The sequence below is a fragment of the Kribbella sp. NBC_00359 genome (assembly GCF_036097425.1).
Classification (GTDB): domain Bacteria; phylum Actinomycetota; class Actinomycetes; order Propionibacteriales; family Kribbellaceae; genus Kribbella.
The window spans coordinates 5,352,065-5,379,048 of sequence record NZ_CP107975.1; the positions used below are offsets into that span (position 1 = coordinate 5,352,065).

The following is a 26,984-nucleotide window of genomic DNA, read 5'->3' on the forward strand; positions in this document are numbered from 1 at the left end:
CATCAGCCCTCGCCCAGGGCACCACTGGCTCTTCCCGACCCACCGGAGAACGACCATGTCCAAGGGATTCCCCGAGCACTTCGCCCGCCCGTCGCGCCGGACCGTGCTGAAGCTCGGCGCGCTCGCCTCCGTGGCCGGCCTGACCGGCTGCGGTCAGGCCGCCGGCGCCGCGGGTGACGGCAAGTCCGTCACGATCGTCAACACCGGCTCGAACAGCACCCTGGTGCTGCAGGAACTGCTCCAGGCCCAGAACTACTTCAGTACGGTCGACCTGACCGCCAAGACCCAGAACGTCTCCGACGGCTCCAAGCTGATCGCCAGCCTGCTGAACGGCAGTAACGACCTCACCCTGCTGTCCGGCTTCGGTCAGGTGCTGCCGGCGATCGAGAAGGGCGCCAAGCTCAAGATCGTCTCCGGTTCCGGCCTGCTGCTGGCCCACGCGGTGTACGCCAAGTCCGACGCGATCAAGTCGGCCGAGGACCTGGTCGGCAAGACCATCGGCACCGGCCCGGTCGGCGCTCTGCTGCACCAGATCATGGTCGCCTTCCTGGCCAAGAAGGGGATCAAGCCCGAGCAGGTGAAGTTCGTCAACATCGGCTCCAGCGCAGACGTGTTCAAAGCCGTCGTGGCCGGCAAGGTGGACGCCGGCCCGTCCCTGGTGGACGTGTACGACGAGCAGGACAAGTACGGCGTGCACGCGGTCGCCGAGCTGTGGAAGGAACTTCCGGAGTACACCTACCAGGGCGCGTACACGTCCGACACGGCGATCGCCAAGCGCCGCGACGTCCTGGTCCGCAGCCTCGCGGCGTACGCGAAGCTGTTCCGCTACATCTCCTCGCCGGAGTCCAAGGACGCCTATCTGAAGGCGTACCAGAAGGCCGTGCCGAACAGCGATCCGAAGGAAGCCGGCTCGCTGTGGACCTTCGCCCAGCAGCCCGGCGCGTACGCCGTCGACCTGGCGCTCGACGAGCAGCGGCTGAAGTACATGCAGGACCTGAACGTTGCCCAGGGCGTGCAGTCCAAGGTGTTGCCGTTCGACCAGATCGCCGACATGTCGCTGGCGTCCGACGCGGTGAAGATGCTGTGAGCGGGCTCGCGCTGCGGGTGGCCCTCGGCCGCTACGGGCACACCGAAGACCTGCTGGACGGCCGCATCCTGGTGGACGGCTGCACCCTCGAGCCGGTCGAGTTCGCGTCGATGATCACGGCGTACCGGCGGATGGTGCGGTCGGTCGAGTTCGACGTCTGCGAGCTCGCCCCGACGACGTACCTGATCGCGCGTGCCCTCGGTGCGCCGTACGTCGCCCTGCCGATCTTCCTGAGCCGGCGCTTCCACCATGAGGGTCTCGTGGTTCGCAACGGCTCCGGGATCGAGCGACCCACGGATCTGCACGGCCGGCGTGTCGGAGTCCGCGCGTACTCCGTGACGAGCGCGGTCTGGACCCGGGGCATCCTGCAGGACGAGTACGGCGTGGATCCGGCGAAGATCGAGTGGATCGTTGACGACGACGAGCACGTGGAGTCGCTGGTGCTGCCACCGAACGTGCGGCGTCCCGGACCGAAGCTGGTCGATCTGTTCCGGCAGGGCGAGGTGGACGCAGCGTTCACCCGCGGCGCCGGGATCGGCAATCCGAAGGTGACGGTGGTGTCGGGTTACCACGAGCTGCTCGCCGAGGCGGACAGCCTCGCGGCCGACTGGTACCGGCGGACCGGCGTCTACCCGATCCATGGCGTCGTCGTGGTCCGCGAACAGCTCCTGCACGACCACCCGTGGCTGGCGGGATCACTCCTGCAAGCCTTCCAGGACAGTCGATCGAGCTACCTGCACCGGCTCGGCACTCCGGCCGCCAGCGCACCCGAGGATCTTCGCTACCAACGCCTGGCGGAGATCGTCGGCAACCCGTTGCCCTACGGCCTGCCCGCCAACCAGGCCTCGATCGGCACACTCGTCGACTACTCCCGCCGGCAGGGCCTGGTCCCGGCAGATGCCCCCGCAGACCGCTTCTTTCCCGAACTCCTCCCAGTGAAGGACTTTCGATGACCATTGACGCGCACTGCCACGTGATTGCGGTGGACCGCGACCGGTACCCGCGCAACCCCTTGGGTGGCGTCGAGTCCGCCTGGTCGCAGCAGCGCCCGGTCGGTGCGAAGGAACTGATCGCCGCGATGGACGAGGCGGGCATCGACCGCGCCATCGTGGTGCAGGCCTCCACGGCGTATGGACACGACAACAGCTATGTGGCCGACTCTGTCGAGCAGTACCCGGACCGCTTCGCCGGTGTGTTCTCGGTGGACATGCTGGCACCGGACGCACCCCAGCAGTTGGCGCACTGGGTCTCGCGCGGCCTGCAGGGCGCCCGCCTCTTCACCACCGGCAGCACGATGCCCGGTCAGGCGTCCTGGCTGTCCGATCCGCGGCTGCACGCCGCGTGGGCCTGGGCCGAGGAGAACGACCTCCCGCTCTGCTTGCAGATGCGACCCGAGGGCATCCCCGCGTTGCGTGACCTGCTGGATCGCTTCCCTGGCGTCAAGGTACTCCTGGACCACGCGGCCCGGCCTGACCTCACCGGGGGATCGCCGTACGACGAAGCCCGTGAGCTCTTCGACCTGGCGCGGTACGACGGCGTCTACCTCAAGCTGACCGAGCGGACACTGGTGTCGTCGACCAAGGCACCGGCCGACCCGGAGTTGTTCCTCGGCCGGCTGCTGCTCGACTTCGGCGCCGAGCGGCTGTTGTGGGGATCGAACTACCCAGCCGCCGAGGACGACCTACCGACGCTCTATCAGCGCAGCCGCGACATCCTCGCGGTCGTGCCCGCGGCGGCCCGCGAGCAGATCTTCACCGGTACGGCGGACCGCCTGTACCCGGTCAAGGCCGCGTCATGAAGGCCGTCCTGGCGGACTACCCGCACGTCCGCGCGCTGAAGGAGCGGTCCGCGTTCGACTTCGTCGACGTGGAGCCCGTGCACAAGGCCTTCGCGGCGATGGTCCGCGAGCAGGCGTACGACGTCTGCGAGATGGCGATCGTGACGTACCTGCAGGCCCGGGCCGAAGGCAAGCCGTTGCTCCTGCTGCCCGTCGTCCTGCGGTCGCGGTTCCAGCACGACCACATCGTCTGCCGCGCCGGCGACCCGATCGACGTCACCGACCTGGCCGGCAAACGGATCGGCGTGCGGACCTATGCGCAGACGACCGGGGTGTGGTTGCGCGGCATCCTCGGCGACGAGTACGGCGTACCGCTCGACAAGGTCCAGTGGGTCAGCATCGAGGACGGCCACCTCGCCGAGTACGCCGACCCGCCGCAGGTGGAGCGTGCTCCGGCGGGCTCCAAGCTGATCGACCTGCTGCACGCGGGCGACCTGGATGCCGTGATCATGGGCCAGGATCTGCCCGACGACCCGCGGCTGCGTCCGCTGATCCCGGACGCGCAGGCGGCCGCGCGCGGCTGGTACGAGCGCACGCACGCCGTCCCGATCAACCACATGGTGGTGATCCGCGAGGGGCTGGCCGACCGTCGCGAGGAACTGACCCAGCTGTTCGTCGAAGCCAAGGAGTACGCCGCCCGCCCGGACGCCGGCGCGATCGACATGACCCCGGTCGGCCTGGAGGCGAACCGGAACGCGCTCGACCTGATCACCCGCTACGCCCACGAGCAGGGCCTGGTCCCGCACCGGCTCGCCGTGGACGACCTGTTCTCCCTGAGAGGAGCCGCATCATGATCGACACTCCGGAGAAACTTCGCGTCGAAGGACTGAGCAAGACCTTCCAGACCAATCGCAAGCCGCACACCGTGCTGCGCGGGCTGTCGTTCGGCGTCGCTGAGGGCGAGTTCGTCAGCCTGATCGGCGAGAGCGGCTGCGGCAAGACCACCGTGCTGCGGATCGTCCAGGGCCTGCTCGGCGCCGACGCCGGCCAGGTCGTTGTCGACGGCAACGTCGTGAACGGTCCGGGCCGCGACCGCGGACTGGTGTTCCAGCAGGCCAACCTGCTGCCGTGGCGCACCGCCCGGCGCAACGTGGAGTTCGGCCTCGAGCTGCAGGGCCTGGCCCGGTCGCAGCGGTCCGCACGGGCGACCGAGCTGCTCGACCTGGTCGGCCTGGGTGGGTTCGCGGACCACTACCCGCACCAGATGTCCGGCGGCATGCAGCAGCGCATCGGCCTGGCCCGGGCCCTGGCCATCGACCCGGCCGTGCTGCTGATGGACGAGCCGTTCAGCGCACTCGACGCGCAGACCCGCGAAGTCCTGCAGAAGGAGCTGCTGCGGATCCACGCCGAGACCCGGAAGACCGTTCTCTTCGTCACCCACGACCTGGACGAGGCTCTGTACCTGAGCGACCGGGTGGTGATCCTGGCTGCGAACCCCGGCCGGGTGAAGCAGGTCATCGACGTCCCGTTCGAGCGACCGCGCGGAGAGCTCACCGAGCTCCGCGGGCTGCCCGAGTTCCAGCAGTTGCGCAGCCAGGTCTGGCAGCTGATCCGCTCGACAAGCGCAGGGAGCGACCGTGTCCAGGACTGAAGTGCAACCCCGTGCCGCTGTGGTTTCCGCGGCCGATGCGGAACCGGCCGTGGACCAGCAGGCCCGGGACCGGCGGAAGTTCCGGCTGATCCGACTCGTCTCCATCCTGGTGGTGCTGGGCGCGTGGGAACTGGTCGGCCGCCAGATCGACCCGCTGTTCATGTCGTACCCGACCGCGGTCGCGGAGGCCGCCGTACGGCTGACCAAGAGCGGTGAGCTCCCGACCGCACTGGTCAGCAGTCTCAGCACGCTGGCGCTGGGCTTCGCGATCGCCGCCGTACTGGGTGTTCTCGCGGGTCTGCTGATCGGCCGCTATCGCACGGTCGAGGTGGCCACCGACTGGCTGGTCAACGCGCTCTACGCGACGCCGCTGGTGGCCGTCGTACCGCTGGTGATCCTGTGGTTCGGACTCGGGTTCAGCGCCAAGCTGTTCGTGGTGGTGCTGCTGGCGATCTTCCCGGTGCTGATCAACACGGCCAGTGGTGTGCGCAACGTGCCGCCGGCGTTGATCGACGTCGGCACCGGCTTCGCGGCGAGCGAGTGGCAGGTGTTCACGAAGGTGATCCTGCCTGCATCGTTGCCCTACACCATGACCGGTCTGCGGCTTGGCGTGGGCCGGGCGATCATCGGCATGGTGGTGGCGGAGTTCTTCACCGCGATCACCGGTCTGGGTGCGTTGGTGGTCAAGTACGGCAACCAGTTCGACACCGCGTCGATGCTGGTCCCCGTGCTGGTGCTGATGGTGCTCGGCGTCGGACTGACCGCGGGGCTGCGACAGGCCGAGGCGCGGATCGCGCCGTGGAAGGCGGACCAGCGGTGATCATCGACATCCACGGCCACTACACCACGGCTCCGGCAGCACTGAACGCCTACCGCGGGCGGCAGATGGCCCTGCAGAACAAGCCGGTGCGCGGCTCGCTGTCGATCACCGACGACCAGCTTCGCGCCTCGCTCGCCGGGCACCTCGAGCAGATGGGTGCCCGTGGCATCGACGCACTGTTCTTCTCGCCGCGCGCCTCGGCGATGGGTCACGACGTCGGCGACGAGACGATCAGCCGGCACTGGACGGAGATCAACAACGACCTGATCGCGCAGGTGGCCGGGCTGTACCCGGGGCAGTTCGTTCCGGTCGCGCAGCTGCCGCAGAGCCCGGGCGCCGGGCTGGACGGTGTCGTGCGCGAACTGCGTCGTACGGTCGAGGAGCTGGGCTTCGTCGGCTGCCTGATCAACCCGGACGTGTCGGGTGGGCTCCAGCCGTTCACACCGTCGCTGGGGGACCGCTGGTGGTACCCGCTCTGGGAGGCGATGGTCGAGCTGGATGTGCCCGGCATGATCCACGCGAGCTCGACCCGCAACCCGGCAATGCACCTGAACGGCTCGCACTACATCGCCCAGCACTACGCCGCGGTGGTGGAGCTGTGCTCGTCATCGGTCTTCGCCGACTTCCCGTCCCTGCGGCTGATCGTGCCGCACGGTGGCGGTGGCATCCCGTTCCACTTCAACCGCAGTCGCGCGTTGCACGTGGCGGAGGCGCTGCCCCCGTTCGAGGAGGCGGTCCGCAACCTGTACTTCGACACCGCCGTGTACGACGCGGACTCGCTGGCGATGCTGGTCCGCAAGATCGGGCCGGACAACGTGCTGTTCGGCTCGGAGATGTTCGGTACGGCGAAGACGCGCGACGCGACCACCGGCCGGTTCTTCGACGACATCCTCGGCGACCTCGACGGACTCGGGCTTGACCAGTCCGACCTGACCAAGATCCTGTCCGGCAACGCGCTGCGCCTGTTCCCACGGGCCGCGGCTCACCTGGGAGCAGCCCATGTCCAGTAGTCCCACCGTCGTACGCCGGATCACCCGGCCGGATCCGGAGTTGGTCAAGTCTGCAGCGCAGTACGGCGTGGCCACTCTGCATGAGGCGAACAAGCGGCGCGGACTGATGCTCGACATCCACCCGGTCGTCGCGGGCACTCGCGTGTGTGGTCCAGCAGTGACCTCACTGAATCACGCGGGCGACAACCTGATGCTGCATGCTGCCGTGGAGGTGGCTGAGCCCGGTGACGTGCTGGTGGTCGCCACGCTGAGCCCGTCGACGCACGGGATGTTCGGTGAGTTGCTGGCGACCCAGTGCCGGGCGCAAGGCATCGCAGGCGTCGTACTGGACGCCGGTGTCCGCGACCGGCGGGACCTGCAAGACATGGCGTTCCCGGTGTGGTCGCGGGCGGTGAGCGCCGCGGGGACGGTCAAGGCGACGCCCGGATGGGTGAACGTGCCGGTGGTCTGCGGCAGCGCGACCGTGAACCCGGGCGACTTGGTGATCGCCGACGACGACGGCGCGATGGTGATCCCGCTCGACGACACAGGTCAGGTCGTCGAGGCAGCCCGGGTGCGCGAGGACCGCGAGGCCGCGAACCGGGCTCGCTTCCAGGCCGGCGAGCTCAGCCTGGACGTCAACAACCTCCGCCCGCTGCTCGAGCACCTCGGCGTCACCTACACCTGACGTACACCTGCTCGATCTGTTCCGGTACGGTTCCACCCCTCCATCTCCGCCGCCGGAGGCGGCGTGCAGGTCTTTGCTTCGTTCCGGTACGGTTCCGGGGATGTGACCCGCGGGTAGTAGCGGCCCCTGGATTGTGAAGGAGCGAGGCGATGGGCCAGTTCGTCAACCTCACCGTGAGTGATGGTGTGGGCACGATCCGGCTGGACCGGCCGAAGATGAACGCGCTGAACGTCCAGGTCCAGGAAGAGATCCGGGCGGCGGCGGTTGCTGCGGCCGAGGACGACGCGGTCCGCGCCGTGGTGGTCTACGGCGGTGAGCGGGTGTTCGCGGCCGGCGCGGACATCAAGGAGATGGCCGACATGTCGTACGCCGACATGGTCAAGCGCTCCGGTCCGCTGCAGACCGCGCTGTCCGCGGTCGCCGCGATCCCGAAGCCGACCGTCGCCGCCATCACCGGTTACGCGCTCGGTGGTGGCTGCGAGCTGGCGCTGTGCGCCGACTACCGGATCGCCGCCGAGGACGCCAAGCTCGGCCAGCCGGAGATCCTGCTCGGCGTCATCCCCGGCGCCGGCGGCACCCAGCGGCTGTCCCGCCTGATCGGCGCGTCCAAGGCCAAGGACATCATCTACACCGGACGCTTCGTCGACGCCGCCGAGTCGCTGGCGATCGGCCTGGTCGACAAGGTCGTGCCGGCCGCCGAGGTGTACACCGCGGCTGTGGCCTGGGCGTCGCAGTTCGCCGGCGGCGCGGCGCTGGCGCTGCGGGCCGCCAAGGAGGCGATCGACGCCGGGCTCGGCGTGGACCTGCAGACCGGGCTCGAGATCGAGCGGCAGCAGTTCGCCGCGCTGTTCGCCACGGAGGACCGCGGCATCGGGATGAAGTCCTTCGTCGAGAACGGCCCCGGCAAGGCCGAGTTCAAGGGAAACTGAATGACCACCTCTGCTGAGAAGCCGGCCGCGACCGCCGAAGAGGTCGAGGCGGCCTGGAACGACAACAAGCTCGCCCAGGTGCTCTACCACGACTGGGAGGCGGCGACGTACGACGAGAAGTGGTCGATCTCGTACGACGAACGCTGCGTCACCTACGCCCGTGACCGCTTCACGGCGATCGCCGGCGCGGACGGCTGGCCGTACGGCAAGTCGCTGGAGATCGGCGCCGGCACGGGCTTCTTCACCCTGAACCTCAAGCTGGCCGGAGTGCTCGCCGAAGCGCACGTCACCGACCTCTCGCCGGGCATGGTCGAGGCGGCCGAGAAGAACGCGGCCACCCTCGGCTTCGCGGTCGAGGGCCGGGTCGCGGACGCGGAGAAGCTGCCGTACGACGACGACACCTTCGACCTCGTCATCGGCCACGCCGTCATCCACCACATCCCGGACGTGGAGCTCGCCTTCCGCGAGATGCTGCGCGTGCTCAAGCCGGGCGGCCGCTTCGTCATCTGCGGCGAACCGACCCGGTACGGCGATTACGTCGCGCGCCGGCTGTCCCGGTTCACCTGGTGGGCGACCACGAACGTGACCAAGCTGCCCGCGCTCTCGCAGTGGCGTCGTCCGCAGGAAGAGCTCGACGAGTCGTCGCGGGCGGCCGCGCTGGAGGCGGTCGTCGATCTGCACACGTTCGACCCGGACACGCTGGCCCGGATGGCCGGTCGCGCCGGGGCTGTCGACGTACGGACTGTCACCGAGGAGCTGTTGGCGGCGTGGGTCGGGTGGCCGATCCGGACGTTCGAGGCCGCCGTACCGGAGCAGAAGCTCGGGTTCGGCTGGCGGATGTTCGCGTACAGGTCGTGGCTGCAGTTGTCGAAGGTGGACAAGGTGCTGTCGGCCGTCGTTCCCGACGAGCTGTACTACAACGTCTCGATCACAGGTGTCGCTCCCTCTGCGCAGTAAGGTGTTCTGATGCGGTTGCTGACCGCGGCGAATCTGAGCTGGGTGGTGCGCCATCGGGCCTGGACGCCGTACTACCTGAAGCGCTACTGGCGGTTCGCCTGGTTCAAGCTGCGCCACCCGCAGGTGATCACCGAGGGTTTCGTCTTCCTGGGCAAGAAGCTGGAGGTCGTGGCGCGGCCCGGCCACGGCCGGATCATCCTCGGCAAGTGGGTGCACCTGGGTGACGAGACGCGGCTGCGCGCGCACGAGGGCACGCTGCGGATCGGCGACAAGGTGGTGTTCGCCCGCGACGTCACGGTGAACTGCTACCTGGACATCGAGATCGGTGCGTCCACGCTGATCGCGGACTGGACCTACATCTGCGACTTCGACCACAAGACCGACGACCTGGACCTGCCGATCAAGGATCAGGGCCTGGTGAAGTCACCGGTCCGGATCGGCCCGGACTGCTGGCTGGCCACGAAGGTGACCGTGACGCGCGGAACCGACATCGGTCGCGGCGTGGTGATCGGCGCGAACAGCGTTGCCCGTGGCAACATTCCTGCGTACGCCGTCGCCGCCGGGGTCCCGGCCGTCGTCGTCGCCGACCGCACCACCCGTTACGCGGCCAACGCCGCCCGCCGCGCCTACCTGGCCGGTCTGGCCGAGGCCAACGCCCGCACCAAGGCGCGGCTCCATACCGGAGTCCCCGTCGAGGCGAGCGTCGTACCGGAGGAGGCCGCGGCCGACGATGTGGTGGCGACCGGTGACGAAGAGGTTGGCGGCGAGGGGTTCTCAAGTTACTCACCGGTCGGGCACTATGTCCCGCACGAAGAGTCAGCGGCCCCACACGATCGGTTGAGCGTCGGAGAGGAGACCCACCGTGCCTGATCCCATCGGTGCGGAGCCGTCCGCCGATCGTGACCGAACCCGCTGGCGCTACGTTGGAACCAGTGTTTGAAACGAATGATCCGGATGTGGGCGTGAATCACAGGTTGGACCCAGAGGTACAGGCAGTGGACGGCACGACAGCGGCTCGGGCTCCGTTCGCGGGCGCCCGGCGCAGGTTGTCACCGCGGCCGGTCCCGGTCAGCCGGCGCAGGAGACCGCCGGCCGCGACCACCGGACCGGCGACGGACGAGGAACCGACCCCGGCTGAGGAGATGGACGACGTGGGTACGCACGACGAGAAGGCGACGGCTGCCGAAGCCGACAAGGCCGCGGACACCGGCACCACGACGCCGGCGGCCGAGGCGAGCGGTGCGGGGACGACGGCCACCGCGACGAGGACCGCCCGGCCGAAGACCGCGGCGGAGATCGTCGCGGAGCAGCGAGCGCGGGAGAAGGCTGCGGCGGAGACCCCGGCCGGCAGTCCGGCCGCGGGCACCGGTGCGGCCGGCTCGGAGGCAGCCGCACCCGAGGCCGGCAAGGCCGCCGCGAGCAGCGATCCGGCGGCGACGTCGGTGACCAAGCCGGTCGGCAAGGTGCCGGCAGCGGCTGTTGCCTCGAGCAACAAGCCTGCCGGCCCGAGGGGCTCGGCCGGCTCGGGCAAGGGCAAGCAGGCGCTGACGTCGGTGGGCTCCGGGGTGCGGAAGCTGCGCAACCTGATCGCCTCGCTGATCTGGCTGGCCGCGGTGCTGGCGGCCGCCGTACTGGCGCTCGGTGCGCTGTTCACCGCGCTCGACCAGACCAACCAGAGCAACGAGATCGTGCGCTGGATCCTGGAGCGCGGGCACGACCTGGTCGGGCCGTTCAAGGACCTGTTCCGGCTCGAGACCGCGAAGAACACCCTGCTGGTGAACTGGGGGATCGCGGCGCTCGTCTACCTGATCGCCGGCAAGATCATCGAACGCTTCGTGCGTCCTTAGGTCGCGCCACGAGGATGAGATCGAGAGATTCGTCCAGGTCGCCTGGGCGGATCTCGAAGTCCTCGTGCGTGGTGCTCGTGACGAGCTCGGCGAGACTCGCATCCCACGCGTCATGCTCGGCGGCCAGCTGACCGTCGACGCAGGACCCGTACTGCGCCTCCCATTCGGTAAGTCGTCGTCCGTGGCGGAGTCCGAGGGCTTGCGTGATGTCGAAATGCGGCTCGAGCAGTTCGGCGAACTCGGCGGCCGTGAGTTCCCGCGTGTGGTACCAGTTCCCACTCGGGAAGGTCAGGCGGTTCGGCGTACTCAGGACGAGGGTGCCGGTCGGCTTGATGATGCGCGCGCACTCGGTGACGAACCGCGGCTGCTCCCAGAGGTGCTCGATCGTCTGCAAGGACGTGACGAGATCGAACGTGCCGGTCGCGAAGGCGGTCTGGACGAGATTGCCCCGGACGACACTGAGCTGTGGATAAACCCTGCGGACGTGCCGCAACGTCGTATGTTCATAGTCGAGACCGGTCACGGAGTCCGCCCCGGCCAGGCGGAGTTGCTCCGCGCCGTAGCCCTCGCCGCAGCCGGCGTCGAGGACGCGGCCGGTCGGATCGATCGGCAGCTTGGCCGTGATCCAGCGATAGGCGGCGTCGTGGCGCGCGAACCAGTAGTTCTCGTGCCAGATCCCGGGCGCGGTTCTCTCGCCGGTGAGCGGTAACGTCTCGGTCACCTGAGTCAGACTAGGGCTGCGCTGGCCGGACCGGTGCTGCGCCGGACTGTGATGGGACTCGCACGCGCCTTATGTTTCTCGCGAGTAACATCCGTGGCAGGCTTGGGAGAGACCGTTAACCAGAAGGGGTCCCACACGCTATGAAGATCGTCGTCTGCGCGAAGTTCGTGCCGGATGCCACCGCGGACCGCCGCTTCCGCTCGGAGGACAACACGGTGGACCGTGCGGGTGTCGACGGGCTGCTGTCCGAGCTGGACGAGTACGCCGTCGAGACCGCTCTGACTGTGAAGGAGGCCGGTGACGCCGAGGTGACGGTGCTGACCGTAGGGCCGGAGCAGGCCGCCGACGCGGTGAAGAAAGGCCTGCAGATGGGCGCCGACGCCGGTGTCCACGTGATCGACGACGCGATCCACGGCTCGGACGCGGTCGCGACCTCGCTGATCCTGTCGAAGGCGCTGGCCAAGCTCGAGGCCGATCTGGTCGTGTTCGGGATGGGCTCGACCGACGGCAGCATGGGTGTCGTGCCGGCGATGGTGTCGGAGCGGCTCGGGCTGCCGGCCGTCACGCTGGGCTCGGAGGTGACCGTCGACGGACAGACCGTGCGGATCCGCCGTGACGGCGACACCGCGAGCGACACGGTCGAGGGCACGCTGCCGCTGGTGCTGTCGGTGTCCGACCAGGCCAACGAGCCGCGGTACCCGTCGTTCAAGGGGATCATGGCGGCGAAGAAGAAGCCGGTCCAGACCTGGTCGCTGGCCGACCTGGAGATCTCCGCCGACCAGGTGGGTGGCGCGAGCGCGTGGACCGAGGTGGTCGAGGTGACCGCCCGTCCGCCGCGCAGCGCCGGCACGATCGTCACCGACGAGGACGGCAGCGGCGCCGCCGAGCTCGTCGAGTTCCTGTCCACCAACAAGTTCCTCTGAGGAGCGATCAGTTCATGTCGAACGTTCTGGTTCTCGTTGACCACACCGGCGGCCAGGTCCGCAAGACCACCGCGGAGCTCCTCACCATCGCGCGCCGGCTCGGCGAGCCGGTCGCCGTCTACATCGGCGACGGCGTGCAGGACGCGCTGCCGGCGCTGGGTCAGTACGGCGCGACCAAGGTGATCGCGCTGTCCGACCCGTCGCTCACGCAGTTCCTGGTGGCTCCGAAGGCGGAGGCGCTCCAGCAGGTCGCGGCGAAGATCGAGCCGGCCGCAATCCTGATCTCGTCGAACGCCGAGGGCAAGGAGATCGCGGCCCGGCTGGCGGTCAAGCTCGATTCCGGCCTCATCACCGACGCCGTGGATGTCGTCGCCGGCGATGGTGGTGCGGTCACCACGCAGTCGGTGTTCGCGGGCAACTTCACCGTCCAGGCGAAGGTCACCCACGGCACGCCGATCATCACGGTCAAGCCGAACTCCGCCACCCCGGAGGCCGCGCAGACGTCGCCCGAGGTGGAGGAGTTCGACGTGACGATCTCCGACGGCGCGAAGACCGCCCGCATCACCGACTCCAAGCCCCGCGAGGCGACGGGGCGCCCCGAGCTCACCGAGGCCGCGATCATCGTCTCCGGCGGCCGCGGCACCGGCGGCGACTTCGGCCCGGTCGAAGCCTTCGCCGACTCCCTGGGCGCCGCAGTCGGCGCCTCCCGCGCCGCCGTGGACTCGGGTTGGTACCCGCACGCCTACCAGGTGGGCCAGACCGGCAAGACCGTCTCCCCGCAGCTCTACGTGGCGGCAGGCATCTCGGGCGCTATCCAGCACCGAGCCGGCATGCAAACCTCGAAAACCATCGTCGCCATCAACAAGGACCCCGAAGCCCCCATCTTCGAACTGGTCGACTTCGGCGTAGTAGGCGACCTCCACAAGGTCCTCCCCACCGCCACCGAAGAAGTAACCAAACGCAAGTCCTGACCCCACCCGGCACCCCGGGCACCCTCACCCGAACCAGTGCGGGTGCCCGGCAGGTCGGACGGGGTTGAGGGTTGGGTGGCTAGCATGCGGGGGGTGCGGATTTGGGTTAGTGGGGCTCGGGGGAAGTTGGGGAGTGAGGTCTGTCGGCAGTTGGTTGCCGAGGGCTATGAGGTGGTCGAGGCAGACCTGGTGGGACCGGGGGCGGTCGACCTGAGTGACCGGGAGGCTGTGGCGCGGTCGCTGCGTGGGGTGGATGCGATCGTGCATTGTGCCGGGATCGCGAGTCCGGAGAACATCACGCCGGTGCGCCTGCTCGAGGCCAACGCGCTCACGACGTTCAACGCGCTGGAAGAGGCGTGGGCGCAAGGCATCCGGACGGCCGTGCTCGCTTCAAGCGGGTCGATCTACGGCACCGCGTGGTCACCGGAGGAGATCGGCACTCCGTCGGTGCCGATCGATGAGGAGACCGCACTCCGATACGTCGATCCGTACGCGCTCACCAAAGACGTGCTCGAGCGCATGGGCGAGATGTACGCGCGCCGCGGCATGCAGGTCACCGCCCTCCGTTTCCACTGGATCCTGACCCCCGACGAAGTACGCCGGTACATCGCCGACGCGCCGCCTGAGGACAACCGCCGCAACCTCTGGGGGTACGTCGATCTCGCCGAGGCGGCTCGGGCCTGCGTGCTGTCCCTGCAGCCACGCACGGCCGCCGAACGCTACGAGACCTTGGTGATCGCCGCCGAGGACACGGGCATGGAGCAGCCCACCGCCGACTTGCTCGCGCGCTACTCACCGGACACCGTGGTCACCGGGGACCTCTCCGGCACCCAGTCGCTCTTCGACTGCCGTCGCGCCGCCGAGGTGATCGGCTGGACCCACCACAGCCGTTGGCGAAACTAGCTCGGGAGGTTCGATGGAGGAGCGGCCTTGGTATGCGGACGGGCTGGATCCGGAGGAGTTGGCGTTCCAGCGCCTGTACGGGCCGTGGAAGGTGTCGACGCCGGCGGATGCGCAGGAGTTGATGCACGGGTTCGACGGTGACTGGTGGATCACCGGTGGATGGGCGATCGAGGCCTTCACCGGCGTACGGCGGGAGCACGAGGACGTCGACGTATCACTCTGGCGCCGCGACATCGAGAAGCTCCGCCTTCAGCTCAGTGACCGCTACGACCTGTGGTCCAACGCGGGTGGGCGGCTGCGGCCGCTGACCGATGAGCGGCCTGAGCAGCCCGACGATGCCGACCAGATCTGGTTGCGGCGGCATGCGCTGGCGCCCTGGGAGTTCGACCTCCAGCCGAACCCGGACCGCGACGGCCGCTGGGTCTTCCGCCGTGATCCCAGTCTCGACTACGCCCTCGACGAGATCACTTGGCGGGCACCCGACGGCATCCGCTACGTCAACCCCGAACTGGCGATCGCCTACAAGGCCCGCCTCGGCCGCCCGAAAGACGAGCGCGACCTGGAAGCAACGCTTCCCCTCCTCACCCCAGACCGCCGCACCTGGCTGGCCGACATGATCGACCACCTACACCCCAACCACCCCTGGCCACCCCGCATCCGCGCAATATCAGCCACCTGAGACCACCCAACTGACCGGCGGGGCAGGCGACCCGGCGCCCGCGCAGCACCCGCGGCCTGACCGGCAGGCGGGTGCGGCACGGCGCTTCAGAGCCAGACTGGGCGGCGGGAATCTGTCCCGGTGCCGTAGTCGGGGTCTCCGCCGCGGACGAGGAGCCAGTGGGCGGTGGCCCGGGCCCGGTAGAGGCGCAGCTCGGCCGGAGGGCGGAGTTCGTCGACACCGTACGCGCGGAGTTCTGGATAGCGCGAGGTGTACAAGGCGGCGCACTGATCGAGTTCGTCGTCCGGGACGAGTTCGGCGCGGGCCCGGAAGTACACGGCCGAGGCGCCGCCGATGCGGACGCTCGAGTCGAAGATCGCGATCGTGACGTCCGGAGCGGCCGCGATGTTCTGTGAATGCAGGGCATCCGGTGACGACGCCCAGTAGAAGTCGTCGTGGCCATCGGGCGTGAAGTAGACCGGCGTGACCCAGGGCAGACCCTCAGCGTCGACCGTTCCCAACGTCATGTACTTGTTGGCTTCGATGACCGCCGCCGCGCGCCGGTCGAGAGTCTCTTGCGACATCACTTCTCCTGACGGACTACGTCGTACGTGAGATGGGTGGCGTTCGGCGTACTCACGGTGTCGCGCTGGACCAAGCGGATGGGCGGGATCGTGGTCCGCTCGAACAGCGGAGTGCCGTCTCCGAGGACGATAGGCGCCAGGTGGATCCGCACCTCGTCCACCAGGCCGGCGTACAGGTACTGCCGGCAGAGGTGACCGCCACCCATCACCACCACGTCCTTCGCGCCCGCAGCGGCCCTCGCCGACTTCAGCGCCGGCACGATCCCGTCGGTCTCGAAGCGGAACCGGTCACCGAGCCGCACCCGCGCCGGTCGATGGGACGTGACCACGAAGACCGGCGGCGCCGCGTCATCACGCTCCCAGCCCTGCGGTCCGTCGATGACGTCGAACGTACGGCGTCCCATCAGCACCGCGCCGACCTCGGCGAACAACTGGTCGAGCACCTTCCGGTCGGCCTCGGCCGGATCGGCAACCCAGTCGTGCAACGGTTCGCCTCCGATCCCGAGACCGTGCGCGAGGTCGGCGCCGGGGGCCGTGACGAAGCCGTCCAGCGACATCGTGATGTCCAGAAATACGCGTCCCATGGTGTTCTCCCATCAACGAGGTTGTGGGCACCAGCCTCCGAGCCGGCGGCACGGAAAGTCGTCCGTGCCGAGCACGGAAGCACCACGGAAGCACCACTGATGACGGCATGATGGGCGGATGGCTGGTCCGAAGGAGCTGTCCGCGCGGGAGGCCGAGGTCCTCACCGCGCTGGCCGGTGGCCGGTCCAACGCCCAGATCGCTCGGCAACTGCACATCAGCATCCGCACGGTGGAGAGCCACGTCTCCGCACTGCTACGCAAGTACGGCGTCTCGGACCGCCACGAGCTGGCCGGACTGCCCACCGTGGACCAGGGCTTCAGCACACCGACCGGTCCAGGCACCAGCTTCGTAGGCCGCGAGCAGGATCGATCCGAAATCCTGGCCGCCCTCACAAGCAACCGCTTGGTCAGCCTCCTCGGCCCCGGAGGCGTCGGCAAGACCCGTCTGGCCCTCCGCATCGCCGCCGAGGTCGGGGACAACTATCCGTACGGCGGTGCAGTCGTCGACCTCGTCCCGGTGCGGCCCGGGTTCGTTGTCGCGGCAGTAGCCGAAGCACTCCAGGTCAGGGAGCAGCCCCCGCAGACCCTGGTCGACGCAGTGCTCGATCGCCTCAAGCGTGGCCGGACCCTGCTTGTCCTGGACAACTGCGAGCACGTAGTGGCGGACGTGGGCAGTCTGGTCGCCCGCATCCTCGCCGAGGCTTCGGAGACCGCCGTACTGGCGACGAGCCGGGAACGGCTCGGTGTGGCGGGGGAGCGGCCACTACAGCTGGGTCCGCTCAAGCTGGGCGCCGAGGCCGAGCAACTCTTCCGCGACCGCGCCGCACTGGTGGCACCGGAGCTCGCCGACGACGCCGTCCTCGCGGCGAAGGTGTGTGCCGAGCTGGACGGCGTACCGCTGGCGATCGAGCTGGCAGCCGCCCGTGCTGGCTCACTCGGGCCGGATGGCTTGCTGGCCGCGCTCGACGACCGCCTGCGGTTGCTGGCCGGCGGGCGTGGGCCGAACGAGCGGCATCACTCGCTGGCACAGGTGATCGGCTGGAGCTACGACCTGCTGGACGACGCCGAGCGGGCTCTGTTCCGTCGGCTCGGAGTCTTCGTCGGTGGATTCGACCTTGCCGCTGCGTCCGCTCTGACGCCGGCGACCGGGAAAGCCGAGCTGAGCGACCTCCTCGGACGGCTGACCGACAAGAGCCTGCTGCATCGCGGTCAGTACGCCGGCACGAGCAGATGGCGGATGCTCGACACAGTCCGCGCGTTCGCCTTGGACGAGCTGGACCGATCCGGTGAGTACGACGAGGTCGCCGTACTGCATCTGGCGTGGGCCGACAGCACCGCCGCACACCTCGAGACCAGGCTGGAAGCCGGTGACGATTGGCAGACCGAGTTCGACCAGGTCACCGCTGATCTCCGCGCTGCAGTCCGCCACACAGAGGCATCCGGGACCGACCTGCGCCGGTTGGCCCGCCGGCTTGCGCACCTGACGTTCGCACGGAAGCGCTTCATCGAGGCGCACGACCACTACCTCACCGCCGCGGCCCACGCCGCCGACGCAGCCGAGCTGTACGACGACCTCCGCGACGCGGCCGACGCCACCCTCGTGGTCGCCGACGGCACGGAGTCCTACCACCTCATGCTGCGGGCAGCGGAACGCGCCGCCGCCGAGCACAACCACCAGCTCGAGCAAGAGGCCCTCGCCAACGCGGTCACCATCATCAACCGGTACGAGGTCGAAGAACCCATCCCGGCCGACCGCGGTGCCGGTCTGCTCGCAGCGGACGCCGACACCGTTGCCGTCCGCATCGCCCGCGCCTGGATCGCCCGCTTCGATATCCCGTCGGCCGAGGCTGCCGTCGCAGCGGCCCGCTGGTCCAAGGACCCGCTGGCCATCATGAACGCGCTCGACGCGTACGGCACCGCCGTCGGTGGCGTCGGCCGTCTCCACGACGCCCGCGAGGCTGCGAAGGAACGACTCGCGCTGGCGGCGACCCTGCCCGAGCACGACCCCCGAGCGGTCGCGGAGATCGTCGACGCCTACCACGTCGCCTCCACGACCGCGGTGGCGTCCGGTGAACTGACCGAGGCGGTTCGGCTGGCGCGGCTCACCGACGACCCCGCGCACGTTCACCCGTTCATCACCGCCCCGCGCCAGGTCCGCGCGTTCGCCCTGGCCGGACTGTTCGACGAAGCGGTCGAGGCGGCGGACGTGATGTGGAACGGCTGGCGTGCCGCCGGCTGCCCTCCGCACGCCTGGATGGCATCGGCCGCTTCCTCAGCCGCGCTGGCCCACGGACTGCTCGGCACCGGCCTTGCGTCGGTCTGGCAGGCCCGTGCCCTGGAGATCGCCCGCGTACAGGACCCGGCCGACTCTCCGGCGCTGGCGGCAAACGCTGCCTTCGTCGACGCCCGCCTGACCCTGCACAGCCTCGAAGGCGGCTTGCTGACCTCCAACGTCGCAAACGCGGTCCAGCGGGCTTTCGCGGAGTTTCCCGAGCCGTGGTGGGTCCCGTACGCACGCGCCGCGGGTGCCGAGCTGGCGGTCGTCGCAGGCTTCCACGACGCCCCGCACTACGTCGAACGCGCGGTCACGGAGAACGACTGGTCGGGCGCCGTGCTGCTGCGCGCCGGCGGCCGCCTGACCCGGGACCGGGGCACGCTCGCGGAGGCGGCCGACCGGTTCGAGCGGATCGGAGCACACTTCGAGCACGCCCGTACGCTCCGGCTCCTGTCCCACCGCTGAGGCCCGAGGAGCGGGAACAACCGTGGCGGACATACTCTTGAAACCGTTATGACCTCTCCCGAGCGCCGCACCGTGTACCTGGACCACGCGGCGACCACTCCGATGCTCCCGGCCGCGATCGAGGCGATGACCTATCACCTCGCGCGGACCGGCAATGCGTCGTCCCTGCACGGCTCCGGCCGAGCGGCCCGGCGGACGGTCGAGGAATCGCGCGAGACGATCGCCGAGGCGCTCGGAGCGCAGCCGAGCGAGGTGGTCTTCACCTCCGGCGGCACCGAGGCGGACAACCTCGCCCTGAAGGGGCTGTGGTGGGCCCGGCTGGCCGAGGACCCGCGGCGCCGCCGGATCCTGCTCAGCGGGATCGAGCATCACGCCGTACTCGATCCGGCCATCTGGCTGGGTCGGCACGAGCAGGCCGAGATCGAGTGGCTGCCGGTCGGCGAGCTCGGGCGGGTGCGGCCGGACGACGTACGACGGGCGATCGAGAGCGATCCGGAGAGCGTGTCGTTCGTCACGTTGATGATGGCGAACAACGAGGTCGGCACGCTGCAGCCGGTGGGCGAGATCGCGGCGATCGCGCAGGAGTACGGCGTCCCCGTGCACACCGACGCCGTCCAGGCGATCGGGCAGGTGCCGGTGGACTTCGCGGAGCTGGGGGTGGACGCGATGACCGTGTCCGCGCACAAGCTCGGCGGTCCGTACGGGATCGGTGCGCTGGTCGTCCACAAGGAGACGAAGCTGACGCCGATCCTGCACGGCGGTGGGCAGGAGCGCGACGTCCGCTCCGGCACGCTGGACGCGCCCGCGACCGCGGGGTTCGCGGTCGCGATGGAGCACGCGATCAAGCACCAGGCGGACGAGGCGCGCCGGCTGACCGAGCTGCGGGACGCGTTGATCGACGGCGTGGTGAGCACGGTCGAGGGCGCCAAGTTGTCGGGTGACCCGGCGGACCGCTTGCCCGGTAACGCACACTTGTCCTTCAGCGGCTGCGAGGGCGACTCGCTGTTGCTGCTGCTCGACGCGCGCGGGATCGAGGTGTCGACCGGGTCCGCGTGCAACGCCGGAGTCGCCGAGCCGAGCCACGTGCTGCTGGCCATGGGGTACGACGACCAGCGGGCGCGCGGGTCACTCCGGTTCACCCTCGGGCACACCAGCACCCGCGCCGACGTCGACGCCGTACTGGAGAACATCGGACCGGTGGTGGAGCGGGCGAAGTCCGCAGGATTGCAGAACGTGGGAAGGAACACTTGATGCGGGTACTCGCAGCCATGTCCGGCGGGGTCGACTCCGCCGTCGCGGCGGCGCGGATGGCCGAGGCCGGGCACGACGTGGTCGGAGTGCACCTGGCGCTGAGCCGGAACCCGCAGTCGTATCGCAGCGGCGCGCGCGGCTGCTGCACGATCGAGGACTCCCGCGACGCCCGCCGGGCGGCGGACGTGATCGGGATCCCGTTCTACATCTGGGACCTGGCCGAGCGGTTCCACGCCGACGTGGTCGAGGACTTCGTCGCGGAGTACGCCGCCGGTCGTACGCCGAACCCGTGCCTGCGGTGCAACGAGAAGGTGAAGTTCAGCGCCGTACTCGACCGGGCGCTCGCACTCGACTTCGACGCGGTCGCGACCGGGCACTACGCGCGGATCGTGGACACCTCGGACGGCGCTCGCGAGTTGCATCGCGCAGTGGATCCGGCCAAGGACCAGTCCTATGTGCTCGGGGTGCTCACGCAGCAGCAGCTCGCGCACGCGTTCTTCCCGCTCGGGGACACGCCCAAGACGGAGGTCCGGGCCGAGGCCGAGCGGCGCGGGTTGTCGGTGGCGGCCAAGCCGGACAGTCACGACATCTGCTTCATTGCCGATGGCAACACTCCGGGGTTCCTCAGCAAGCAGCTCGGTGAGGCACCCGGTGACATCGTCGATGCGCAGGGCAACAAGCTCGGTGAGCACAAGGGCACCCACGGCTTCACCGTCGGTCAGCGCAAGGGTCTGCGGATCGGTACGCCGGCCGCCGACGGCAAGCCGCGGTTCGTGCTGGACATCAGCCCGGTCGACCGCACGGTGACGGTCGGATCGCGCGAGGAGCTGGCGGTCGCGCAGCTGACGGCGTCGAAGCCGCGCTGGTGCGGTCCTGTGCCGGACTCCGAGCTGCATGTGAAGGCCCAGCTGCGCGCGCACGGCGAAGAGGTCGCCGTCACCGCCCGACTCGAAGGCGATCTCGTCCTGGTCGACTTCGACGAGCCGACCTCAGCGGTCGCACCCGGCCAGGCCGTCGTCCTGTACGACGGCACACGGGTGATCGGATCAGCCACAATCGACACGGTCTCCCGGGCAGCAGCGCAACACGCATGACGACGACGGGCCTGGGGTCGCTGCCGGGTGAGGACATCCGCGAGTGGACGAAGGTGCTGCTCGAGGCGGTCGACATCCCGTTCCTGGCCGAGCTGCCGGCGCGTCCGTACGGCGACATGCTCAGCCGGGCCGTCGCCGTACTGACCGAGCTGGCCGTAGACCTGCAGCCGGCCGGGTGGCGGCTGACCGGCGGGAGCGATCCGCGGGCGAGTCTGGATCAGCGGCGGGCGCGGTCGTTGCTCGCTGAGGATCTGGATGTGCTCGAGGAACTGGCGGACGGCTACGCCGGGCCGTTGAAGCTGCAGCTCACCGGGCCATGGACTCTGGCGGCCACCGTCGAGCGGCCGCGTGGTGACAAGGTGCTCGCGGACCACGGGGCTCGGCGTGACCTGGCCGAGGTGCTGGCGTTGGGGCTGGGGGATCACGTCGCCGAGGTACGACGTCGTGTGCCGGGAGCGGAGCTCGTCGTACAGATCGACGAGCCGGCCCTGCCCGCCGTACTCGCCGGAGCAATCCCGACGGCGTCCGGCTGGAGCAAACACCGCTCGGTCGACGGTCCGGGCGCTGTGGAGCTCCTGAGCCTGGTGACGACCGCAGCACCCAACGTGATCCACTGCTGTGCCGCACGACCGCCGATCGAGGTCTTCACCAAGTCCGGCGCCACCGGCGTCGCCGTCGACATCTCTTTGCTCGGCAATCCCGGGTGGGATCAGATCGCCATCGCCGCCGAGGCCGGCACGACCCTCTACGCGGGCCTGGTCCCCACCACGGGCACCCTGCCGAACCCCGAGCAGGCCGCGGATCCGCTGATCCGCCGCTGGCGCGAGCTCGGCCTCGACCCGGAACTCCTGAAGAAGGTCGTGATCACACCTGCGTGCGGCCTGGCGGCCTCTCCGTCGCCGGCCGACGCCCGGGCACGATTGGACCTGCTCCGCCGAGTCGTCGACGCAGTAGGCGAAGCTGCAGACGCCTGACCCAATAGTCGGTTCTCGCCGCCGGAGCCAGCCTCTCTCCTGCACAGAAACGTCGGCGGTCGGCTGTAGGTTTTGCTCATGAGCGAGGAGATTCCCGAGAGTACTGCTGGTGAACAGCCTGCTGCGCCGCCTGAGGTGCGGGAGCGGCATGCCGCGCTGAGCAAGGAGATCGAGGACCACCGGGTGAAGTACTACCTGGGCAGCTCGATCATCTCGGACGCGGACTTCGACGAGCTGATGCACGAGCTGCAGGCGATCGAGGAGCAGTACAACGAGCTCCGCACGCCGGACTCGCCGACGCAGAAGGTCGGCATCCCGATCTCCACGCTGTTCACCCCGGTCCAGCACCCGATGCGGATGGAGAGCCTGGGCAACGCGTTCTCCGCCGAGCAGATGGAGGCGTGGGCCAAGCGGCTCGAGCGGGAGGTGACGCTGCAGCAGATTCACGACAGCGGCTTCATCTGCGAGCTGAAGGTCGACGGGCTCGCCCTCGACCTGGTCTACGAGAACGGCACGCTGGTCAGCGGCGCCACCCGCGGCGACGGCCGCACCGGCGAGGACGTGACGCTCAACGTCCGCACGATCAAGAGCATCCCGAACGAGCTGGACGGCAAGGACCTGCCGTCCTTCCTGGAGGTCCGCGGCGAGGTCTACTTCCGCGTCGAGGACTTCGAGGAGCTGAACGCGCAGCTGGTCGAGGCGGGCAAGGACCCGTTCTCCAACCCGCGCAACAGCGCCGCCGGATCGCTGCGGCAGAAGGACCCCAGGGTGTCCGCGAGCCGCCCGCTGCGCTTCGTGGTGCATGGCCTCGGCCGCGTCGACGGCTATCACGTCCGCCGGCTGTCCTTGGCGTACGAGCAGCTCAAGGCCTGGGGCCTGCCGGTCAGTGACCGCGCCCGCAAGGTCGAGACACTCGACCAGGTCAACGAGTTCATCGCGTACTACGGCGAGAACCGGCACTCCGTCGACCACGAGATCGACGGTGTCGTGGTGAAGGTGGACGAGGTCGACCTGCAGCGCGCGCTCGGCTCGACCTCGAGCGCCCCGCGCTGGGCGATCGCGTACAAGTACCCGCCGGAGGAGGTCACCACCAAGCTCCTCGACATCGAGGTGAACGTGGGCCGCACCGGCCGCGTCACGCCGTACGGGCGGATGGAGCCGGTCCGGGTGGCCGGGTCGACGGTCGAGTTCGCGACCCTGCACAACGCGTCGGAGGTCAAGCGCAAGGGCGTCTGGATCGGCGACACCATCGTCCTGCGCAAGGCCGGCGACGTGATCCCGGAGATCCTCGGCCCGGTGATCGACCTGCGGCCCGACGACGCCCACGAGTTCGTGATGCCGACCGAGTGCCCCTCCTGCGGTACGACGCTGCGCCCGATGAAGGAGGGTGATGTCGACATCCGCTGCCCGAACACGAAGTCCTGCCCGGCGCAGTTGCGGGAGCGGTTGTTCCACCTGGCCGGGCGGTCGGCGTTCGACATCGAGGCGCTCGGGTTCAAGGGTGCCGACGCACTGATCAGTGACGGGCTGATCGTGGACGAGGGCGACCTGTTCGCGCTCACCGAGGAGGACCTGGCCCGGAGTTCGTTCTTCACCGTCAAGGCCGGATCCTTGTCGGCGAACGCCCTGCGCCTGCTGGCGAACCTGGAGCAGGCCAAGACCCAGCCGTTGTCCCGCGGCCTGGTCGCGCTGTCCATCCGGCACGTCGGCCCGACCGCAGCGCAGGCGCTCGCGGCCGTGTACGACGACATCGAGGGCATCCGCGCGGCGAGCGAGGAGGAGCTCTCGGAGATCGAGGGTGTCGGCCCGACCATCGCGCACGCGGTGATCGAGTGGTTCGAGGTCGACTGGCACCAGGCGATCGTCGACAAGTGGAAGGCGGCCGGCGTCCAGCTCCGCGAGGAGCGCACCGGCCCGACCGTGGCGCAGACCGTCACCGGCCTCTCGATCGTCGTGACCGGCACCGTCGAAGGCTTCAGCCGGGACGAGGCCACCGAGGCGATCGTGTCGCGCGGCGGCAAGGCGGCGTCCTCGGTCTCGAAGAAGACCTCGTTCGTGGTGGTCGGCGACTCGCCGGGATCGAAGTACGACAAGGCTGTCCAGCTGGGCGTCCCGATCCTGGACGCGGCCGGCTTCCAGGTGCTGCTCGACCAGGGCGCCGACGCCGCCTCCGAGGTGGCCACCACCCCCGACCCCGACAACGCGTAGGCACGTCGCCGGATCGCGTGGATCCAACGGCCGGACTGAGCCGTCCGACTGTTAACTTTGCACGTCCACACGTGGGTCAAAAGGAGCGAATATGACGACGCCGCCGCAGGGACCGTGGGGTCCTGGGCAGCCGGGGGGCCAGCCAGGCGGGCAGCAAGGGGGACAGAGTGCGCAAGGCGGCTGGGGACAGCAGCCTGCCGGCCAGGGTGGTGGCGGCTGGGGTCAGCGCCCGCAGCAACCTCCCCACCAAGGTCAGCCTCCGCAGCAGGGTCGGCCGCCCCAGCAAGGTCAGCCTCCGCATGGCCAGCCCCCGCACGGACAGGCCCCGCACGGACAACCTCCGCACGGGCAACCTCCGCAGCAGGGTCAGCCTCCGCAGCAGGGCGGGTGGGGTCAGCAGCCGGCCCAGCAGGGCCGACCGGGTCCGGGCCAGCCCCAGGGACAGCCCGCGCAGGGCGGCTGGGGCCAGCGCACCGCCCAGCAGCAAGGCGGTCCGTACCAGCAGCAGGCGTGGGGTCCCCAGGGCCAGCAGCCGGGCGGCGGCTGGCAACAGCAGCACGGTGGACAGCCCCAATGGCAGCCGGGTGGCCCTGGCGGCTCCAAGGGCCCCGGTGGCATCAGCAAGGACAAGCTGCCGCTGGTGATCGGCGGCGGTGTCGTCGGCATCGTGCTGATCGGCCTGCTCGTCTTCCTCGGCATCCACGCGTTCGGTGGTGACGACAAGCCCGCGTCCGGGCCGACCACGTCCGAGCAGCCGACCGGCAACCCGACCGACGGCGGCGACAACAACGGCGAGCTCGGCAATGCGACCGGTCAGGCGAAGACGGCGACCGAGAAGCTGCAGGGCCTCGGCTACGGCTGCAGCGACCTGTTCAACACCGCCCAGGGCGCGCACCGCGGCTGCTTCAAGTACGAAGGCGCCACCGAGGCCCAGGCGATCTTCCAGTTCCAGTCGGACGGCACGATCATCGGCGTGGACCTGACGTCGCAGAACGAGGACAACGTCAACAACGCCGCGGTCACCTTCGACGCGGCGCTGCAGGCGCTCGGCAACGACACGTTCGGCGGCAGCGAGGTCAAGAAGGTCCAGGACGCGATCAAGACCGGCCAGAAGTCGCAGAAGGTCGGCAGCACCTGGGGCGAGTTCGAGCTGCGCAACGACGGCGACACCGTGGAGCTGTCCGGCGGCAAGTCCGGTTCGGACTCGCTCGACCTGCCGAAGAAGACCTTCGACACGACCGAGCCGCAGCTGGCCGCGGCGCTGAAGGCGAAGCAGTACGTCTGCACGAGCTCCTGCAGCAAGCAGGTCGGCAAGTACGGCTCGCAGCGGGTGTACTTCTACGCCAGCGAGGGCGAGGGCATCAAGCAGATCGAGATGAGCGCCTCGGGTGATCCCGGCGACGTGAAGAAGGCGCTGCCGGCCGCGGTCAACGACGCGTTCGGGGTGCTGAAGGGCGGGGACGTCGCGGCGCTGAAGTCGTACATCCAGTCGCACAGTGACGGAAAGTCGTCCGCTTCCTACGTGGCCGGATGGCGGGTCGAGATCACCGGCAACGCCTCGGACGACTACGCCTCGCAGCGAATCAACATCTCGTACGAGACGTTCTTCGTCTGAGCGCTACGGTGGATGTCACAGCCGTCGGCCGAGGACAGGGAGGCTGGATGAAGTTCCCCCGGGAGAAGCGGGATCCGCGGACGGTGGCGGCGCCACCGCCCGAGGCCGTCCAGCGCGTCGACGGCGGTGGGGCCTGGGGCCCTACCCAGTTCGATCTCCCGGACCGCAACGGCAGCAACAGTCAGGCGATCCTGATCGTCGCCCTGGTCGGCGTCGTCGTCCTCCTGATCCTGGCCGGCCTCTGGGTCCTCGCCTACTTCCAGTTCACCTAGGCCCACAGCAGAAGCCCCCCGCTCTCCTGGAGCGGGGGGCTTTCGCGTGTCCGGCGTACGGCGCTGCGCGGTCAGGCGGTGGCGCGGATGGTGACGGCGAGGGAGGCGAGGTAGGACAGACGGGCGACCTCGGAGCCGAGGAACTCGGGGCCGCCGCGGCGGCCGATCACCAGGATCCGGCGCTCGGACTCCAGCGGCGCCGCCACGAGCACGGACTCCGAAAGGCCCTTGTGATCCGGTGCTTCGAGCGTCGTTGCCTTCTGCATCGGCAGCCACTGGCCGGCCATGTCGCCGAACTCCGGGGTGGCGCTCGTCTCCAGCGCGACCTTCACCTCACTGCCGGTGCCGTCCAGCAACGCGGCCCAGTCGGCATGCAGCACGGCCGGCGACTGCTCGACCAGGATGTCGATCGCGTCCGCCGGAGCCGATGTCATCTGCTCGACGGCCTCGAGATCCATGTGCAGTCCACCGCCGGCGCCGTACCGCGAGAACCAGATCACTTCGACGTCGGGTACGCCGTTGCACGCGGAGACCAGGCGGTCCGGCAGCACGCCGGGCGGCAGGTCGACCACGATGTCGTCGACGGCGCTGCCGTTCTCCCGCCGGTGCTCGACGATCTCGATCGCGTGGATGTCGGCGTTCACCTCACCGAGCGCCGTCGCCACGGTGCCCAGCGAACCGGGCCGGTCCGGGATGATCAATCGCAGCAGGAACACCGAACGATCATCTCCCAGTCGATCA

General features: G+C 69.4%; 28 protein-coding genes. 23 read left to right on the plus strand and 5 right to left on the minus strand.

The genetic code is table 11. The annotated features are described in order from the left end of the window. Positions 1–55 precede the first annotated feature (55 nt). The 12 genes from OG876_RS26195 (at position 56) to OG876_RS26250 (ending at position 10,745) form a co-directional block, all read left to right on the plus strand. On the plus strand, positions 56–1,087 hold the full coding sequence (locus OG876_RS26195; protein ID WP_328519287.1) for an ABC transporter substrate-binding protein: 1,032 nt from the start codon (positions 56–58) through the stop codon (positions 1,085–1,087). Next, positions 1,084–2,040 carry an ABC transporter substrate-binding protein gene (locus tag OG876_RS26200; RefSeq protein ID WP_328519288.1) on the plus strand — a complete coding sequence of 319 codons (957 nt, stop codon included), beginning with the start codon at positions 1,084–1,086 and terminating at the stop codon, positions 2,038–2,040. Before OG876_RS26195 ends, OG876_RS26200 begins: the two co-directional genes overlap by 4 nt. Beyond that, positions 2,037–2,885, plus strand: a complete 849-nt coding sequence (locus tag OG876_RS26205) for an amidohydrolase family protein (protein ID WP_328519289.1) — start codon at positions 2,037–2,039, stop codon at positions 2,883–2,885. The genes OG876_RS26200 and OG876_RS26205 overlap by 4 nt, the downstream gene beginning before the upstream one ends. Beyond that, positions 2,882–3,718, plus strand: coding sequence for a hypothetical protein (locus tag OG876_RS26210; protein WP_328519290.1), 837 nt, complete (start codon positions 2,882–2,884; stop codon positions 3,716–3,718). Before OG876_RS26205 ends, OG876_RS26210 begins: the two co-directional genes overlap by 4 nt. Continuing rightward, positions 3,715–4,515 carry an ABC transporter ATP-binding protein gene (locus tag OG876_RS26215; RefSeq protein WP_328519291.1) on the plus strand — a complete coding sequence of 267 codons (801 nt, stop codon included), beginning with the start codon at positions 3,715–3,717 and terminating at the stop codon, positions 4,513–4,515. The genes OG876_RS26210 and OG876_RS26215 overlap by 4 nt, the downstream gene beginning before the upstream one ends. Further along, the gene (locus tag OG876_RS26220; protein ID WP_328519292.1) at positions 4,502–5,335 is read left to right on the plus strand and encodes an ABC transporter permease; all 834 of its coding nucleotides are present in this window, start codon (positions 4,502–4,504) and stop codon (positions 5,333–5,335) included. Before OG876_RS26215 ends, OG876_RS26220 begins: the two co-directional genes overlap by 14 nt. Then, on the plus strand, positions 5,314–6,345 hold the full coding sequence (locus OG876_RS26225) for an amidohydrolase family protein (protein ID WP_328519293.1): 1,032 nt from the start codon (positions 5,314–5,316) through the stop codon (positions 6,343–6,345). The genes OG876_RS26220 and OG876_RS26225 overlap by 22 nt, the downstream gene beginning before the upstream one ends. After that, positions 6,335–7,012, plus strand: coding sequence for a 4-carboxy-4-hydroxy-2-oxoadipate aldolase/oxaloacetate decarboxylase (locus tag OG876_RS26230; protein WP_328519294.1), 678 nt, complete (start codon positions 6,335–6,337; stop codon positions 7,010–7,012). Before OG876_RS26225 ends, OG876_RS26230 begins: the two co-directional genes overlap by 11 nt. 149 nt (positions 7,013–7,161) lie before the next feature. Further along, positions 7,162–7,941, plus strand: a complete 780-nt coding sequence (locus OG876_RS26235; RefSeq protein WP_328519295.1) for an enoyl-CoA hydratase/isomerase family protein — start codon at positions 7,162–7,164, stop codon at positions 7,939–7,941. Next, complete coding sequence (locus tag OG876_RS26240; protein ID WP_328519296.1) at positions 7,942–8,898, plus strand: methyltransferase domain-containing protein; 957 nt, start codon at positions 7,942–7,944, stop codon at positions 8,896–8,898. A 9-nt stretch (positions 8,899–8,907) separates the two neighbouring features. After that, on the plus strand, positions 8,908–9,768 hold the full coding sequence (locus OG876_RS26245) for an acyltransferase (protein ID WP_328519297.1): 861 nt from the start codon (positions 8,908–8,910) through the stop codon (positions 9,766–9,768). A gap of 125 nt (positions 9,769–9,893) precedes the next feature. Next, positions 9,894–10,745, plus strand: coding sequence for a hypothetical protein (locus OG876_RS26250; RefSeq protein ID WP_328519298.1), 852 nt, complete (start codon positions 9,894–9,896; stop codon positions 10,743–10,745). Here the strand turns inward: OG876_RS26250 and OG876_RS26255 are convergent. Further along, the gene (locus tag OG876_RS26255; protein ID WP_328519299.1) at positions 10,720–11,466 is read right to left on the minus strand and encodes a class I SAM-dependent methyltransferase; all 747 of its coding nucleotides are present in this window, start codon (positions 11,464–11,466) and stop codon (positions 10,720–10,722) included. The two genes, OG876_RS26250 and OG876_RS26255, sit on opposite strands and share 26 nt — an antisense overlap. A 140-nt stretch (positions 11,467–11,606) precedes the next feature. Here OG876_RS26255 and OG876_RS26260 point away from each other — a divergent pair, with 140 nt between their 5' ends. The 4 genes from OG876_RS26260 (at position 11,607) to OG876_RS26275 (ending at position 14,942) form a co-directional block, all read left to right on the plus strand. Further along, entirely contained in the window at positions 11,607–12,389 is a 783-nt protein-coding gene (locus OG876_RS26260; RefSeq protein ID WP_328519300.1) for an electron transfer flavoprotein subunit beta/FixA family protein, read from the plus strand. 14 nt (positions 12,390–12,403) lie between these two features. Next, positions 12,404–13,360: an electron transfer flavoprotein subunit alpha/FixB family protein gene (locus tag OG876_RS26265; RefSeq protein WP_328519301.1), complete on the plus strand. Its 957-nt coding sequence runs from the start codon at positions 12,404–12,406 to the stop codon at positions 13,358–13,360. A gap of 93 nt (positions 13,361–13,453) precedes the next feature. After that, on the plus strand, positions 13,454–14,263 hold the full coding sequence (locus OG876_RS26270; protein ID WP_328519302.1) for an NAD-dependent epimerase/dehydratase family protein: 810 nt from the start codon (positions 13,454–13,456) through the stop codon (positions 14,261–14,263). A 13-nt stretch (positions 14,264–14,276) separates the two neighbouring features. Next, a complete protein-coding gene (locus tag OG876_RS26275; RefSeq protein ID WP_328519303.1) occupies positions 14,277–14,942 on the plus strand; it encodes a nucleotidyltransferase domain-containing protein in 666 nt (221 codons plus the stop codon). Between the two features lie 86 nt (positions 14,943–15,028). Here the strand turns inward: OG876_RS26275 and OG876_RS26280 are convergent, their stop codons facing one another. Further along, positions 15,029–15,505, minus strand: coding sequence for a pyridoxamine 5'-phosphate oxidase family protein (locus OG876_RS26280; protein WP_328519304.1), 477 nt, complete (start codon positions 15,503–15,505; stop codon positions 15,029–15,031). After that, positions 15,505–16,089 carry a dihydrofolate reductase family protein gene (locus OG876_RS26285; RefSeq protein ID WP_328519305.1) on the minus strand — a complete coding sequence of 195 codons (585 nt, stop codon included), beginning with the start codon at positions 16,087–16,089 and terminating at the stop codon, positions 15,505–15,507. Before OG876_RS26285 ends, OG876_RS26280 begins: the two co-directional genes overlap by 1 nt. Positions 16,090–16,207: 118 nt before the next feature. Between OG876_RS26285 and OG876_RS26290 the strand changes: the two genes are divergently transcribed. The 5 genes from OG876_RS26290 (at position 16,208) to ligA (ending at position 24,356) form a co-directional block, all read left to right on the plus strand. Then, the gene (locus OG876_RS26290) at positions 16,208–18,829 is read left to right on the plus strand and encodes an ATP-binding protein (RefSeq protein WP_328519306.1); all 2,622 of its coding nucleotides are present in this window, start codon (positions 16,208–16,210) and stop codon (positions 18,827–18,829) included. A 48-nt stretch (positions 18,830–18,877) separates the two neighbouring features. Next, positions 18,878–20,080: a cysteine desulfurase family protein gene (locus OG876_RS26295; RefSeq protein WP_328519307.1), complete on the plus strand. Its 1,203-nt coding sequence runs from the start codon at positions 18,878–18,880 to the stop codon at positions 20,078–20,080. Further along, positions 20,080–21,174, plus strand: coding sequence for a tRNA 2-thiouridine(34) synthase MnmA (mnmA, locus tag OG876_RS26300; protein ID WP_328519308.1), 1,095 nt, complete (start codon positions 20,080–20,082; stop codon positions 21,172–21,174). Before OG876_RS26295 ends, mnmA begins: the two co-directional genes overlap by 1 nt. Further along, a complete protein-coding gene (locus OG876_RS26305) occupies positions 21,171–22,148 on the plus strand; it encodes a methionine synthase vitamin-B12 independent (protein WP_328519309.1) in 978 nt (325 codons plus the stop codon). Before mnmA ends, OG876_RS26305 begins: the two co-directional genes overlap by 4 nt. Positions 22,149–22,226: 78 nt before the next feature. Beyond that, positions 22,227–24,356: an NAD-dependent DNA ligase LigA gene (gene ligA / locus OG876_RS26310; RefSeq protein ID WP_328519310.1), complete on the plus strand. Its 2,130-nt coding sequence runs from the start codon at positions 22,227–22,229 to the stop codon at positions 24,354–24,356. Between the two features lie 76 nt (positions 24,357–24,432). On the opposite strand, the gene OG876_RS26315 is transcribed toward ligA, so the two are convergent. Beyond that, entirely contained in the window at positions 24,433–24,915 is a 483-nt protein-coding gene (locus OG876_RS26315) for a hypothetical protein (protein WP_328519311.1), read from the minus strand. 81 nt (positions 24,916–24,996) lie between these two features. On the opposite strand from OG876_RS26315, the gene OG876_RS26320 reads away from it, so the two are divergent. Next, positions 24,997–25,971, plus strand: coding sequence for a hypothetical protein (locus OG876_RS26320; protein ID WP_328519312.1), 975 nt, complete (start codon positions 24,997–24,999; stop codon positions 25,969–25,971). Positions 25,972–26,018: 47 nt separating this feature from the next. Next, on the plus strand, positions 26,019–26,243 hold the full coding sequence (locus OG876_RS26325) for a hypothetical protein (RefSeq protein WP_328519313.1): 225 nt from the start codon (positions 26,019–26,021) through the stop codon (positions 26,241–26,243). 71 nt (positions 26,244–26,314) lie between these two features. Here OG876_RS26325 and OG876_RS26330 read toward each other — a convergent pair whose 3' ends face one another. After that, complete coding sequence (locus OG876_RS26330) at positions 26,315–26,959, minus strand: ACT domain-containing protein (RefSeq protein ID WP_328519314.1); 645 nt, start codon at positions 26,957–26,959, stop codon at positions 26,315–26,317. Positions 26,960–26,984 lie beyond the last annotated feature (25 nt).